Origin of the sequence: Tateyamaria sp. ANG-S1 (assembly GCF_000814025.1) — a bacterium.
GTDB lineage: Bacteria > Pseudomonadota > Alphaproteobacteria > Rhodobacterales > Rhodobacteraceae > Tateyamaria.
In genome coordinates, this window is sequence record NZ_JWLL01000021.1 from 1 (window position 1) to 14,567 (window position 14,567).

Sequence of the window (14,567 nt, forward strand, 5' to 3'; positions counted from 1 at the left end):
CCGCAAATCACCGGCTGACAGGCGGGCCCACAATCAAGTTGAGAGCCCAACCATCTTGAAGCGATCGCCACGCTGTCACCTTTGATGCATCCATGTTTGAGGGAGCGTCACCGGTAGGTGCTACTTCACGAGCATACAGGTCGAGCGCAACGCTATTTGGATCATTTAAGGCGCTCAGCAGATCCTCCTGCCCCTTTGCAGCAACGATGCTGGATAGACGTCTTTTGATTGCTCGGTCAGCTCCTGTGTCAGGCTTAATGCTCAGATATCTTGGGACCCGATGGCCTAATGGCGAGTCTAATTCGAACAAGTAGCCAGCGGAGCCATTTCTCTGTCCAATGTCTTGGAACCTGAGCGCCGACCCTCCAAATGCGTTTGATACTGTTGGATCAAAATCGGACAACACCCAGTTTCGGGAAACGTCGTCGAAACTCAACTCTCGTGCCAGGTCCTCCGCAGCAGGACACAGCCCAAGAGAATGCCTAAATGCGTCGCGCGACTGGTCTTGCCTTGACGATATCAAAACGGTCGCACCGTCATCCAGCTCTTCCGCATAGACCGGGTACACCGCAAACCGATTGCTAAGGAACGAGAAGACTTCAGCTAGGATTAATGCATACCAAACGGGCGACTCTTGCCTTAGAGGACTGGCTTCCGCTGGAGTTTGCAGCGAGCGCCAAGATGTTGCTCCGAGCCCTAGTTTGCGGACTCTATCCTCAGCTTCTTTGCGCCGAAAACAAACACCGACCTTTTTCACAAGTTCCAATGCACCGTCGGTTCTGTCAGAGGCTTGCCTCTTTGATGCACCCACAATTTGGGCAAGGTAATCGCCTACAGTGTTCAAGCGGTATACTGCACGACCAGTGAATAGCACTAGATCACAACCATTTGGTTTGAAGCTCGCAATTCGCGTCGTGGCTTCAGACAAGTCTTGGGTTGCGAAATCCAATAGCCGGTTAGTATCAGTAGATGGGATCGCACCTTGAGTAATAGCGAATATATCTTTTGAAATGACCCTGCTGATTGGATAGCAAACCAGCTCTCCCTGCGCACTTGACCCAATTCTTTCGAGTTCCTGGCCAATTTCGCGGATCTCATCAATGATCGATTGTCCGTCAAGAACTTGAAATCTCTTGGGACGCATCAACTTGTCAAACAAGCGGTGTTCTGCGGCCAACAAGCTAGGCATCTGTTTGATATCGCCGAAGAATACCTTTTTGATCAACTCGGCAAAATCTGCCCAGTCCCGATGAAAAGAAACCGATTGGGTTCGCCCAACAATTCGCGACACTTCGTTTACGTCTTGCGAGGTAGATACAGCACTCTCATATCCGCCGAGCCTAAACACCAAAGACTGTGGATCGACGAAAACTGAGTCCAACCCTACTCCACCGTGAACTATGCCTGCTCGGTGACAGGCATCAATAGCAATAGCAACGTTTACTATTCCGTTCCAAAGACGCGATCGACCTCCGTTGCTTCGCGCAGCAGAAATCATTTCCAGAGACGCGCGATCGGAAAGATCGCTACAAGAGCTGCCGCAATCCAGCATTACAAGCCCGACGTAGTGAGCGTCTTCGACGATTTCGAGTATCTCAACAAAGGTCGAACGAGTCGTTTCAACCGACAGAACCCTACGAAACCGTCTAATACTCTCAGACAAAACCCTCTTCAGATCTTCATCTAGAGAACTGTTCGACTTCGGGAACAGGCGTAAGAGAAAACGTTCGCCATCGTGAGCTCCAGTCGCTCGAAGCATACCGACCATTTGTTCAGAAGCGCGCGCACTCGTGGGCCAAGCAATCTCAAATTGATCTGAAATGCTGTTTTCTATCGCTCTAGCCACCGTCTGCTCGATTCCTTCTCACAAGGTACCACGCCACTGCTGCGGACACCCGTTCAAAAAAACGCGGTTCGGCTTTGTTTTCTTTCTTAACGTAGGTTTCCGCGCCAGTCGGTCGAGCTTGGCGATTGGCAACGTAGCTTTGTGTATTTTGCAGAGTTTTAGCGCTTCGGCCAGTTGAGGCCGCTTGTCGTTTTTGCCGCTTTCTACTTCTTCGATCGCGGTTACTACCTCTGCACCGTCCTGGGCCGCAAGGTAGGTGTCAACGGCCTGTTGTTGGGCTTCTAACCCTAACCCACTTTCCTTTTGTCCCTTGGTCGAGACTCGATAGTAAACGACGAATTTTGACGGCGGTGTGAGCTGGTTCATAGATAAAGTGTAACATTCAGACGGTCGTTCGTATGTTACACTTTTGTTACGAAAGACCTAGAGCCTCTAAAAAACGCTGCCTGAGAAGACTAAGGCTTCGGCTTGCGGCGCTGCTTAGCGCTGCAAGCCGAACACAATCAGAACACCAAAATATCGTCTGTAAGTGCAGCAACATTTGTATTGAGGACCGTCAGACTATCCCCGCCGCCAAAATCGAACACGACATGGTTGCCACTTTGGCTCGCATGACTGAGCGCATCTTCTGCGTCAGTGAGGCCAAAATTGCGGAACACAATGGTGTCTACGTTGTCGGTAAAGTCGTTGATCTGATCCTGGTCCCAGCCCAGGTTGAAGTTGAAATGGTCAGCGCCAGAGTGTCCAACCAGAACGTCGTTGCCTAAGCGGCCGTGCAGGTGATCATTGCCTGATCCACCCCAGATCGTGTTGTTACCCGCGTTGCCGCGCAAGTTATCGTGCCCATTGCCGCCATGCAGGTTCTCGATGCTGATGTAAGTATCACCAGCAGCGGCGCCCGTGTTGTGTTGTGCGAACTGCAGATCAGCAATCAAGTTGGCGTCGGATGCGTAGTATTGCGCACGGTCAATGCCAGCCCCGCCATCCAGGCGATCTGCGCCATTGCCACCCCATAGGATATCGTTGCCGTTTCCACCTCTTAGATCGTCATCGCCATCTCGGCCATGTAGACGGTCGTTACCATTCCATCCCCAAAGCAGGTTATCAATAGCATCACCTCGCAGGTCGTCGTTGTAAGCCGATCCATGAAGACGCTCGATGCTATCGAACGTGTCGCCAACAGCTTCACCGGTATTGACGGATGTATTCTGCAAATCGACACGCACAGCGCTGCTTGCCTCGCTATATTGTGCGCGATCTATGCCGTCACCGCCAATCAGCTGATCTGCGCCACCTCCGCCGAAGAGAATGTCGTTGCCATCCCCGCCATCAAGACGGTCTATGCCGTCTCCGCCGCGCAAGTGGTCGATGCCAGCGCCTCCAAACAGATCATCGTTGCCGGACAGACCGTAAAGGCGATCATTACCATCTGCGCCCCAAATGGCATTGTGACCGGAAGACCCTTGGATCGTGTCGTTGAAATCGGAACCGTAGGCATTTTCGATCTGAATGAGTGTGTCGCCAAGTGCATCTCCGGCAAAATTTCCGATGTTCGTGCCATCAATACGAACCCAAATGGCCGAGCCTGCTCCTGAATAGCTGACAGCGTCAACACCGTTGCCGCCGTGGAGCGTGTCGCCACCGGCTCCGCCGATAAGGATATCGTTCTCGTCGTTGCCAGATAGGTGATCGGCCCCGGCTCCACCAATGAGAATATCGGAGTCACCTCCACCGTGCAGAGTATCGTTTCCATCACCGCCGTCTAACTGATCAAAACCGGCATTGCCCTGCAAACTGTCATCGCCAGCGCCACCTTCGATTAAATCATGTCCGGCTCCGCCAATCAGTGTATCATTACCTGCGTCCCCTTGAAGGCGGTCGTCTCCTAAACCGCCATCGAGCGTGTCGCTTCCTGCACCGCCGTCCAGATTGTCCGAACCCGCATCACCGCTGATTTGGTCGTTGCCATTGCCGCCAAGCAATGCGTCAGCACCGTCACCCCCTCGTAGCGTATCGTTGTCGTCGCCACCGTGAAGATAGTCAGCGCCCCAATTCCCAACGAGCGCATCATTGCCAGAGCCACCGCGAAGTGTGTCCGCGCCTTCGTCTCCGTCAAGTTGATCATCCCCGGAGCCACCTTCCAGAACGTCAGCGCCTTCTTTGCCATGCAGCGAGTCATCGCCTGTATCACCGCGCAAAAAGTCATTCCCAGAGCCGCCGTAGATGGTGTCGTTGCCAGCTTCTCCTATCAGAGCATCATTGCCATTTTGACCGTTTAACAAATCCTCGCCGATTCCAGCCCAAATAGTATCAGCGCCGTCGCCGCCGTTCACGGTGTCGTTCCTGCCTGTGGAAGCAGCGTAGGCCTGATACCATGTAAAATACACATCTGACGTGATCAGATCATTCCCTGAACCACCGTCAATGGAGTCCGCCCGTGTTTCCCAGCCAAACATGGTCGCATTCGGATCCGTCGCATCAATATTGTTGGCCCAGTAGAAGCTGTCCTGGTTATCTTGAAGCGCATCTACATGTGCGAGTGTGATCGTGCTGCTGGCTCCTGCTCCAGACGCCAAAAACGCGCTCCAATCTGCATCCGAAAGCGAAGAGGCTATAGCATTGTCTGTTCTGCCTGCGGTGCGCCCATGTTGGATGTAATGGATTGTGGCAGCTGACAAATCTGTCCCAAAAGCTGCACGTAGATCTGCATAGTTGCGCAAATACTGCTCCGCATCAAAGTCACCCGTGTTGCGGCCTTCGTCACGACCCCATCTGATGTAGTGCTCGGTGGCTTTGACAAGGTGAATGCCATACGCGTTGTAGACATCGGCGTTCGCAGCTAAGTACTGTAGTGCATTGAATGTTATGGGTTTGTCTTCACCTTGACCATGGCTTAACCACCAGTCTTCACCAGTTTGCCAATCAGTCCCTAAAGCATTTATCAAGTGATTGTGGCTTGCGATTAACGAGAGTGCAAACTCCGCCGTGGAAGGACGATCAAGGTGTGTCCAGTGAAGCTCGTGGTTGCCACCGTTGAATGTCACTCGCTCCACGTCCTGCACTTGTACAAACGTATCGCCAGACCAAAAGAGGTACTGTCCAACACCGTTTGCACCGCTTTGAACGTGTTTCCAGTCCCACATGCTGGCACTGCCGCTGAGGATCAACGTGTCTGTGCCGATTCCACCTTGCACAATATTGCTGCCACCATAGACGGTGAGCGAAAATGTATCGTTGCCGTCTCCACCACGATACAAGTCGTCGCCGTGACTATCGTGGAACAGGTCATCGCCCGCACCACCTTCGGCATAGTCATCCCCGTGACCGCCATGGAATGTGTCGTTTCCATCTCCGCCAAAAAGCTGGTCGTCGCCGTTCTGGCCTTCGAGCACATCTACACCAGCCCCGCCGTGCAGACGGTCATCACCTTCACCGCCGCGCAGCGTGTCCCGGCCTTCTCCACCAGAGAGGTAATCGTCACCCAATGAAGCATGAAGATTGTCGTTTCCGTCACCACCAAACAGCAAGTCGTCGCCTTGCCCACCATTCAGATAGTCGTTGCCATCGCCGCCAAGCGCAACATCGTCTCCGGTCTGGCCATGCAACTGATCATTTCCAGCCCCCCCCAGGAGCATATCATCGCCATTCGCAGCGATCAGTGTGTCGTTACCGCCATCACCGGACAGCACATCATCTGCACCACCGGCAGTAATACGATCAGCGCCATCGCCACCATAAATCGCAACAGCGCGATCTACATATCCAGCCGTAAAGGTGTCATTTCCGGCACCACCGTAAGCTGTCTCGAATTCATTGGCCTGAAGGTCGAACGTGAGTGCCGCGTTGCCGGTATATATCGCAGAGTCGTAGCCGGCGCCGCCGCGCACGATTGTGTCATGCTCGTCAAAGAAGATTTGGTCATTGCCACCAAATCCCAGCAGGTGATCCGCGCCACCGTCGCCAGACAAATAGTCATCCATCTGACCGCCATAGATCGCGTCGGCACCATCCCCGCCGGATATCTGAACAGAGCGCGTATGATTTTGTGCATCCAACTGGTTGTTCCGCGCGTCCCCAGTGACGCCGTCCAGCCAGTCTGAAACTAGATTGACAGAAGTCGCGCCCGAGCCATCCATGACGGTGTAAGTCAGGGACTGGCCGCTCTCAAACTCGATCAAGTAACCAGTGCTCGTTTCGATACGACGCCAGCCTTGTGCCGTGTAGCTCAAGGCCACATCACCAACACCGCCAACGACCACTTCGCCGTTTCGCGTATAGGAAGCGCTTCCCAGCAGTGCGTTTCCGAATACGTCGATATCGTTGCTTACGTCAGCGAAGTCAGTCCCATCATCGTAGGTCAGATTTATTTGCGAAATACCGAGATCAGAAAGCGTCCTCAGCTCGCCATCGTCAGTGATCCCGTTTTGGTTCAGGTCCTGCCACACTTTTAGCTCGGACCAGACGCCATCAAGGTGGTTCAAAACGCCGTCATTGTTACCACCTCGCGCGGCCCATTGATCAAAAGTAGCTAGGGCTTGAAGGTCTGTTGCGCCATCCCAATCAAGCCATTCAGTTAGGACCAGCTCTCTGGTTTGATCGATGACACCATCACCATCGCCACGCGTCCCATCTGCATTGAGGTCGATGACTAAAAATCCGTCATCTGCGTCGGCCCACGCTGTCTGTTCAAGAAAACCGTCGCCATCCATGTCAAAGCTGACGTCGCCGTTGACACTTACCTCTACGCCATCGCCATCCAAGTCCAGAATGATTGGCTTACCACTATCATTGCCAGAGTTATCGTTGCTATCGTTGCCTCCGAAAATGCCACTCACGAAATCAGAGATGGCATTGCCAACGGCACTAACGGCATTTCCAATGGCTTCAGCGACTTCACCAATTGCGCCAGCTATCCCTTGCGCAATCTCGCCAACGGCGTTGGCGATCCCGCGACCCACTTCGCCAATCGCACCGATGACATCACCGTTTGCAAGCCGTTCACCTGCAGCACTCAATCCGTTACCCAACGCAACGCCCGCCTGCGCCACGCCATTCAGAATGTGCCCTGCGACATGCAGAGGCGCCGTAACGATATCCGTCAACGCGTCACGAACTGTACCGTCGCCATCCTGACCACCAAAGAATGCATCCAAGCCCGCATCAATGTCGTTTCCGACGCGCCCCAGAAGACCTGAGTCGTTGTGAACTCGGATGCCGCCCGCGACATAAGTGTGAAAATCATCGACCTCGAAATTGTATGTTTTCCAGCCCTCTTGCACGTCTTCTTTGTAGACGACGTTTCCATCCACCACTGTTGCCTTAGTCGATGCGCGCGCAAACATATGCGCGGTCTCGGCAGAAAAATGGAGCCAAGTCCCCGTTGCAGCAACCACCGAACCGTTGGCGTCAATAAGACGGGCGGTTCCCCCGCCCAGCTTGAGCAGGTCACCAATCTTGGTGAAACCGCCGGTTTCGTCCAACATCAGGTGACCTGGTGTGACATACAACGGTTCACGGCCATCAGAAAAATCAAGACGAACAAAGCAATCGGTGACGTTCTCATAGACCCGTAAGATTTTACGAGACTGCAACTGGCCACGACCATCCGCGTCGTTCTGGTCAAAACTGGCTACCGAATGAGATGCCGCTAGGTTTTCAATCGCACTGTAAGTGCAGTCCGACAGAAAAACCGAAGTGCCCGGTGCGAAACAGCGATCCGGGTCAATACCTTCCGCATTAGATGTGCCACTTACAAAAGCTTCATTTACTTTATCGTGTAGTCGGTCCTTTTCTTCATCCGTAAGTGGTGGTTGCCCCATTCTGGCCAACGCACGATCAATTCGATCATACAAAGCAGCCTCTTCGACCGTAACTCCAACTGACAAATTAGCGCTTCTAGAGAATATTGTATCGATTCTACTTAATGCGTCGTTGTTTCGGATGGGTCCTGCCACATCTCGAACTATAATAGCATCATCAAGGGCTGTAATGCCCGTTGTTCGATCTCCTGTTAAAATATTATCAATTCTTGCGGCACGGGCACCAATATCTACTGCAAGCCTGTCTCCGGTGTTAAGTATTTCCTCCCGAGACTCCATTCTATGATCAAGAACCAACAACTCTGCTTCGAACAAAGAGTCCGCCATACTTTACTCCTAAAATTCTTCGAACTGCTCAACGCACTGTTTACCTAATGAACCTTCTGAAGTTAGCCTGCGTAAAGCCACAACCTCAGAAGCGTTCAAGTTATCAGAAATACGAGATAAGGCCTGTGAAGGTACCCTTTCATATGGTGCACCACAAACATATGCTACATGACATAGTTGGTGCACGTAGAGAAAAGAAAGGGAGAAGCGCAAACCATCCGCCTCTCCAACATTCGCCCGCAACTCAACTAAGTCATTTATTAGCGGAAACATTCTATTTCTTACTTCAGTGCAATCTCCTGTTGCAACTGGCAAATCTGCTTCACTATTTTTAAGCCGGTTCACGTATGCCAGCATATCCCTTAAGAGGTTTTTTGATAAACTTGGATCGGCACGCCTACCAATTAACTCTCTTAACGCCCTCTCATCCACCTCGGTCAAAAAATCCTCAGGCATTGGGCGCCTTGCCAGGTTTACCAGCTCACAATAGAGAGTACATTGAGGAGAAGCGGCATATGACATCAACTTAGGATGCTTATCTAGGAGCCTATTAAACGCAACGTAGTTCCGGCTCTCTACCGCGCTTACTGCTTCGTAGAAAACTTTGTTAGTTATGTCTGCATGTAACGGCTGGTGAAGAACTAGGCTGGTAAACATTGCCGCAAACGTACACTTTGCGTTTAAAGCCCACCTAATTATTGAACTATTCATCCAAATACCAGAAAATAAAGGTTTAAAGGCACTATGCTGATTTGGCATAGCTTCCCCCTATAAACTTGTATCCCATACGCTTGGCGAGCTTGTGTGCACGCGCGAGATCAACATCAGATGTTACATGGAACAAGACCTCTTTTGCGCCCCTGGCTGCTGACCAGGTTTCAATCCCTTTGAAGAGACCCAAAGCCACACGTCCACCTGACAACCCGGCACGCACAAACCGCGATACATTCATGTTATGGATGGTCGTAATCAGAGCACCTTCGCCGATGTGGTACTCTCCAACTGAACAATAGGCGAAACCAACGGGGGTTTTTCCCCTATGCGCCAACATGACAGCATGTCGCTTCGGATCCTTCAGCGCACTTCTGGCTATTTTTCTCACTTTATCAGGGCTGAACTTCATGTAGCTGAAGCGGCTTTCTTCATGCGCTTCTTGCGCGAGTTGGACCAGGACCGGAATGTCTCTCTCATTGTCAACAATACGAAAAACAATTGCTGCAGGTATTTGTTCTTGCTGAACCTTAACAATCATGAACCCCACCTCACCGCCTATCGCATAGGTAGCAAAGTTTAAATTGCGCTACAACACGATACGCCGTGTAAATCGGATTTTTCCATTGCCCCCGCTAAATCGTAAGCGTGCGGTCAGCCCACTTGTCTGCGACGTTGTGCGCTGTGCCAATTTGCTACCGAGATGATGGCGCATATCCGCTCCAACCTCGCGAGATGGTACGGCCCAAATATCGCGAGGCATTCACAGCCTCGTTCCGAGCGATGGCCCCTGCACTCGTAGCTTTTCAAGCTTCGGCAGCGCCAATGTCTTGAAATGAGCAATCTTGCCAGGTCAAAAACTAGTGGTTATTCGTCTTTGATAACTGGCGTGAAGTCAGACCATTGCTCGATGCGGAAAGATCGAATGTCTCGCACGCAGTTCTTGAACCAAGGCAGCTCTTTCAGGGCCATAATCGCTCGAAACAAGTTCGCCATGTCCTCAGTTTCCGTGACATAGACGCTGCCTTGAATGCGCTGGAAATCATACCGGGTCAGGGCATTGCCGATGTCGGTATAGGCTTGAGACAGACCCTTTGGGTGGTGCTTGGCCGTATCGGCCACCACCAAGTCAAACGCTATGGCAAACATCAGGCGAGAGGGTCAGCGGCTAGTTGGTCGCGGTCGTAGTCCAGCGTTTCGCCAGTTTCGACTACTCGGATTTTAACCGTGTGATCGTCCAATTCTTCGACCACCTCATAGGCTACACCAGCTTCACCAAAGGTGTGAAACTGCCCCACGACTGCCGGTTCTACACGTGCTTGTTCCATGCTCTCATTATACCTCTAGGCTGCGCCTCGGGCAAGTTTCGTCCCCGAACATAGAGAGCTGCTGCGGTTCTACATAGTACCCTCGGCGGCGCTTGGTCGTTTCTAGCTTCACCAAAGCAGCTTCGGCTTCAGCCTCACGGCTGTACCAATCCATGCGGACTTGACCGCCCCGCCCTATTCGCCCCCAATGACGTTCTAGCGTCCACTCACCAAACAAATTTGGGCGCACGGCCATCTGGTAAAATCTAGCCAGGTTCTTTCTGGGGTCGCGTTTTTCTAGGGTCAGGCTTCATAACCAATAGATGACGAGGGCCGCGAGGGCGATTGCTAAGAGGAACACCTTTGGGCATCGGTCATAGCGGGTCGCGACGCGCCTCCGGTCTTTGAGCCTACCGAACATGATCTCGATGCGGTTGCGCCGCTTGTATCTCCTCTTGTCGTATTTGACCGGCGTCTTGCGTTTCTTTCGGCCCGGGATGCAGGCGCGTATCCCTTTGTCTTGCAACGCTTCTCTGAACCAATCAGCGTCATAGCCACGATCCCCGAGTAGCCATTTGACGTTTGGTAGGCGACTGAGCAGCGCCCGTGCGCCGATATAATCGCTGACCTGACCGGCGGTGACGAACAGGTCGATTGGTCGTCCCTGACTGTCGCAGATGGCATGCAGCTTGGTGTTCATACCGCCTTTGGTTCGACCAATCAGGCGGCCACGCCCCCCTTTTTGGCGGCCATACTGGTCGCCGTTCGGTGGGCCTTGAGGTATGTTGCGTCGATCATCACGGTCGTTTTCTCGCCGTGCTCTGCCGCCAGCCCGGCCATCATACGCGCGAAGATGCCTTTCTCGCTCCAGCGTTTCCAGCGGCCGTAGAGCGTCTTGTGCGGGCCGTATTGCGCAGGGGCGTCGCGCCAACGTAACCCATTGCGATTGATAAAGATAATCCCACTCAGCACGCGTCGATCATCGACGCGGGGCTTGCCGTGGGACTTTGGGAAGAAGGGTTCAAGACGCGCCATCTGCGCATCGCTTAGCCAGAAAAGGTCACTCATGTTACCGCTCCGTTTTCGGAGCCGTGAATCATGCAGCGCGGCGGAAATCAATGCATCCTGACCCTAGGTGCGCATCCGGCTATTTTGCAATCACGCTTCATTATGCATGTGCGTTATCTGGACGCAAAGCGTCCGGTAGATGTCCGTTCAGACTACACGCGAAAAGGTGACCGAGCCAGGCGGCTTCCCTGGCTATGTCGAAGTCCGCGATCACTTTCGTACGCCCAACATGGCCCATGTTTACGCGCTCTGTTTCGTCCGTCAGAAGTTTATCTATGGCAACCTGAAGTGCGTTGACATCACCAGGTGGTAAAACATAGCCGCTGGCACCATCTTCGACCAACTCTTGCACGCCTGCAACACGGCTGGCAATGACAGGCAGTCCTGTAGCCATCGCTTCCATCAAAACGACTGGTACGCCTTCGGCAAAACTGGGTAACACGAGAATATCCGCAGTCTTCAATGTTGCAGCGACGTCATTTTGTCCCAGATACCCGGTAAACGTCACGGCTTCCGACAATCCAAGTGTGTCTGCGCGCCTTTCCAGTTCTTGTCGTTCTGGACCATCACCGATAAGTGTCAATCGAACGTCAGCGTGCATGCTTTTTAGCTTTACCAACGCATCAAGCAGCAAAGGAACCCCTTTGATTGCTGCAAGGCGACCTACAAAAACAAGGTGCTTGCCCGGCTCATGATCGTGTTTCTCATACAGTTCAGGTTCCACTCCACAGTGAACAATCTTGATTTTGCTCCAGTGAGATTTGTCAGAAAAAAGCATGCATTGAGCCCGCGCAAAGTGACTGATGGCTGCCACAAAAGATGCACGGGCGATTTTGGCATCAAGTCGCCAATGGTGCGGCTCAAAAAACTCCATCGGACCATGGGCGGTATAGCTGAAGGGTACTTTGGCCATATGTGCGGCAAGCATTGCAACTGAGCAACTTGAATTACCAAAGTGGTTGTGAAGATGTTGGACACCAATTCGAAGCATGTGATCCGCCAAAACACCTGCCTGCAAAAAGTAGAAAAGTTGCCACAAACGGCTCTTCACTCCCTTGGGCGAGGTTGACCAGGCAAGGCCAGCAGCACCAAGCCATTGGCGCGGAAATCGCATCATCCTCGCGTGTGCGGCAATGAGCCGAAATGGACGCTTAGCCGATTGTTGAACGACAAATGTAGATGCGTGCTCGGCCTGCTGCTCAGGACCAACGTGATGACTTGGATCAGTGGAACGAACAGAGCAGGTGTGAATTTCAAAGCCGAGATGTCGCAACTGCGCAACTTCACGTTGGATGAAAGTGTCGGTAGCTCTTGGGTATTCACCCGTTAGATATGCAATTGGACGTGGCTTCATTCTGCGGACTTAACACTTTCCGCCAAGGAATCGGCAAAGGAATGCTCTGGGAGGAACTCCAGTCGTTGTTCAAGCCTGTTGGTTGAGAAACGCAAAGGTTTGAACCGGGCGGCGAGAGTTGGAGGGCGTAAAGAAGATGGAACAAAGCGGTGCCCTATTGCCGTAGTCTCTGCTAGTAAATCCAATGCGGCAGAGATCTTCATCATCAATTTGAGAGGTAACTTGATGCAGCGAGTGTCAAGGACGTTCAACCAATCTGTTTGCGATGGAGTGGACGGATGCACCAAATTAATAATAGTAACATGCCCGCCCCCTTTGAGTATAGGGGCGTCATCTGGCCAGTTGTTGTTTGGTGCCGTCGCAGCAAGCGCGAGTGCCCGCGCACAATCCGCAACGTGTATTGCTGGCACCGGAACGTTGCCACCAGGACAAATACAGTGACCTCCTTTAAACCAGCCCAACCGTGCCGTTTTGGTTCGACCAGGTCCGAATATCGCTCCAGGTCGAGCGATCCACAGGTCGAGCCCTTCTGTTTGTGCGGCGAGGACCGCAGCCTTTTCTTGACCAATCTTGGCCCTGGTGTAGGCGTCCCTTGTCGCTCCTGTGGGTTCAGTTGGTGACGTTTCATCCAATTGCGCGCCGTCGGGAAGGCCTTCAAAAGCGTAGACCGAAAAGGAAGATACCAGAACCAACCGGGCACCTTCAGGCATAGCTGCAAGCACGTTTTCTGTCGCTAAAATCGTGTCGCGGCCGTGAGCTTGGTCGTCTCCTTGACCCGCAGCGGTATGAATAACAGCGTCCGCTGTTGCAAGGGCACCTCTCAGCCCATCTCTGTCGGCCAGATCGACGACAGCGCGCGTAATCGCTATGATCTCATGTCCTTGGTTCTCCAATGCAGAAACAACTGAGCGTCCAAGAAAGCCACCTGCACCAGTTACCGCGATGCGTGTCATGAGTGATCGCGCCGCGCAATTGGAGCAAAGCGTGTTACGGTCGAATAAGGCATTTGACGTAGCGCAGCACCGAAACCCGCCTGATCACCGCTAGAGTGTGTTCCGTGATGACAAGCAAGCGTAACTTCAGAGACATGCGCGGCGAACTCTGCATTCGTATAGGGCTCTTGTCCGGTGCGAATTGCTTGAGCCAGATCGGCGATCGCACGACAAAAATCGCGTGTTTGGGATCCACGGTATTTGGCGATCTTCTTTGAGTCTCCCCGTGGTCTCAACTTTTTGGTAATTGGTGACAAAAAGCGTTTGCGCCTTATAGTTTGGTAACGCCTAATGCGTACGGCGGATGTGTCAGATCGCGGATCGTCCACTTCAATGACCCCATCATCGCCCCATAGCCGCAAAGCATGATCGTGCCCCGCATAGATACCGTTCGTCATGCGCGCCAACACTCCATTGTCAAAACTCAGGGCGGCCATCGAAAAATCTGGGCTTTCTGGAAGGGCAATGCCGCCAATTTTCTGCGGTAACACCGTGTCTGCATGCGCAGTAACGCGCACGACAGGGCCAAACATGGCACAAAGCCAGCTGAGGACGTAGCCGGCATGTTCAACAGTACAGCCTGTGACATACTCATCCACTGCCGGCCATGCGATGCCGCCTTCGTTCACCCACCGGTGCGTAGGCGCGCTTGGGACCATTCCGTCCTCCATAGCAGCGTGAACAACCCGAACTTTGCCAACAAGATTTTTTTCCAAGGCTTCCCACAACAGCTGTGCGACAGGACCAAGAAGAGTGCACGGCGCCGAAACCAAGTGCCGCTTTGCCTGTTTCGCCCGATCAACCAGATCGCATGCGTGATCAAGGCGCATGGCAAGCGGCTTTTCGGTGTACACGTGCTTTCCGGCCGCCAAAAGAGCGCAGCTTGTTTGGTAATGCTCGGATGGGTTGGTCAAATTGAGAACAATGGTGGTCTCAGGATCATCCAGTAACCCCTGGATATCAGCATACGCTCGAGCACCGGTTAACCGCGCCATCTCCATGCAGCGCGACGTTTCACGATCAAAGACGCCAACCAAGCTTAGATCTGGATGAGCTGCGAGCGTGAGCCTATACATATTTGCGACGTACCCACAGCCCAGCATCGCAATTTTAGTTAGCTGCGTCATATGCGATCGATGAACT

The 14,567-nt window shown here is 52.8% G+C and carries 12 protein-coding genes and 1 pseudogene; all 13 read right to left on the minus strand.

Annotated features, from left to right (window positions below):
* Window positions 1-7: 7 nt before the first annotated feature.
* Window positions 8-1,846: a hypothetical protein gene (locus tag RA29_RS20620; RefSeq protein WP_193743602.1), complete on the minus strand. Its 1,839-nt coding sequence runs from the start codon at window positions 1,844-1,846 to the stop codon at window positions 8-10.
* 18 nt (window positions 1,847-1,864) lie between these two features.
* Entirely contained in the window at window positions 1,865-2,212 is a 348-nt protein-coding gene (locus RA29_RS20625; protein ID WP_052249846.1) for a recombinase family protein, read from the minus strand.
* A gap of 137 nt (window positions 2,213-2,349) precedes the next feature.
* On the minus strand, window positions 2,350-7,992 hold the full coding sequence (locus RA29_RS20630) for a calcium-binding protein (RefSeq protein ID WP_082029651.1): 5,643 nt from the start codon (window positions 7,990-7,992) through the stop codon (window positions 2,350-2,352).
* Window positions 7,993-8,001: 9 nt separating this feature from the next.
* Window positions 8,002-8,751, minus strand: a complete 750-nt coding sequence (locus tag RA29_RS23355; protein WP_193743603.1) for a hypothetical protein — start codon at window positions 8,749-8,751, stop codon at window positions 8,002-8,004.
* Window positions 8,735-9,244 carry a hypothetical protein gene (locus RA29_RS20635; RefSeq protein WP_039689653.1) on the minus strand — a complete coding sequence of 170 codons (510 nt, stop codon included), beginning with the start codon at window positions 9,242-9,244 and terminating at the stop codon, window positions 8,735-8,737. Before RA29_RS20635 ends, RA29_RS23355 begins: the two co-directional genes overlap by 17 nt.
* 172 nt (window positions 9,245-9,416) lie before the next feature.
* Window positions 9,417-9,521, minus strand: a pseudogene (locus RA29_RS23710) (IS5/IS1182 family transposase); the annotation flags it as partial.
* Window positions 9,522-9,570: 49 nt separating this feature from the next.
* Entirely contained in the window at window positions 9,571-9,852 is a 282-nt protein-coding gene (locus RA29_RS20640) for a virulence factor (RefSeq protein WP_039689655.1), read from the minus strand.
* The gene (locus RA29_RS20645) at window positions 9,852-10,031 is read right to left on the minus strand and encodes a DUF5397 family protein (RefSeq protein ID WP_039689657.1); all 180 of its coding nucleotides are present in this window, start codon (window positions 10,029-10,031) and stop codon (window positions 9,852-9,854) included. The genes RA29_RS20640 and RA29_RS20645 overlap by 1 nt, the downstream gene beginning before the upstream one ends.
* A 7-nt stretch (window positions 10,032-10,038) precedes the next feature.
* A complete protein-coding gene (locus RA29_RS20650; RefSeq protein WP_082029652.1) occupies window positions 10,039-10,317 on the minus strand; it encodes a WGR domain-containing protein in 279 nt (92 codons plus the stop codon).
* Window positions 10,318-10,320: 3 nt separating this feature from the next.
* A protein-coding gene (locus tag RA29_RS22640) for an IS5 family transposase (RefSeq protein WP_152613104.1) occupies window positions 10,321-11,078 on the minus strand; the annotation gives its coding sequence in 2 pieces (ribosomal slippage) (window positions 10,321-10,754 and window positions 10,754-11,078; 759 coding nt in all).
* Between the two features lie 100 nt (window positions 11,079-11,178).
* The gene (locus RA29_RS20665; RefSeq protein WP_039689662.1) at window positions 11,179-12,432 is read right to left on the minus strand and encodes a glycosyltransferase; all 1,254 of its coding nucleotides are present in this window, start codon (window positions 12,430-12,432) and stop codon (window positions 11,179-11,181) included.
* Entirely contained in the window at window positions 12,429-13,385 is a 957-nt protein-coding gene (locus RA29_RS22645) for an NAD-dependent epimerase/dehydratase family protein (RefSeq protein ID WP_082029653.1), read from the minus strand. The genes RA29_RS20665 and RA29_RS22645 overlap by 4 nt, the downstream gene beginning before the upstream one ends.
* The gene (locus RA29_RS22650) at window positions 13,382-14,551 is read right to left on the minus strand and encodes a Gfo/Idh/MocA family oxidoreductase (RefSeq protein ID WP_082029654.1); all 1,170 of its coding nucleotides are present in this window, start codon (window positions 14,549-14,551) and stop codon (window positions 13,382-13,384) included. Before RA29_RS22650 ends, RA29_RS22645 begins: the two co-directional genes overlap by 4 nt.
* Window positions 14,552-14,567 lie beyond the last annotated feature (16 nt).

Coding starts and splice junctions, on each gene's coding strand:
- RA29_RS20630 (WP_082029651.1), bottom strand. CDS start 7,992: ATGGCGGACTCTTTGTTCGAAGCAGAGTTGTTGGTTCTTGATCATAGA.
- RA29_RS20645 (WP_039689657.1), bottom strand. CDS start 10,031: ATGGAACAAGCACGTGTAGAACCGGCAGTCGTGGGGCAGTTTCACACC.
- RA29_RS20625 (WP_052249846.1), bottom strand. CDS start 2,212: ATGAACCAGCTCACACCGCCGTCAAAATTCGTCGTTTACTATCGAGTC.
- RA29_RS22645 (WP_082029653.1), bottom strand. CDS start 13,385: ATGACACGCATCGCGGTAACTGGTGCAGGTGGCTTTCTTGGACGCTCA.
- RA29_RS20640 (WP_039689655.1), bottom strand. CDS start 9,852: ATGTTTGCCATAGCGTTTGACTTGGTGGTGGCCGATACGGCCAAGCAC.
- RA29_RS23355 (WP_193743603.1), bottom strand. CDS start 8,751: ATGCCAAATCAGCATAGTGCCTTTAAACCTTTATTTTCTGGTATTTGG.
- RA29_RS22650 (WP_082029654.1), bottom strand. CDS start 14,551: ATGACGCAGCTAACTAAAATTGCGATGCTGGGCTGTGGGTACGTCGCA.
- RA29_RS20665 (WP_039689662.1), bottom strand. CDS start 12,432: ATGAAGCCACGTCCAATTGCATATCTAACGGGTGAATACCCAAGAGCT.
- RA29_RS20635 (WP_039689653.1), bottom strand. CDS start 9,244: ATGATTGTTAAGGTTCAGCAAGAACAAATACCTGCAGCAATTGTTTTT.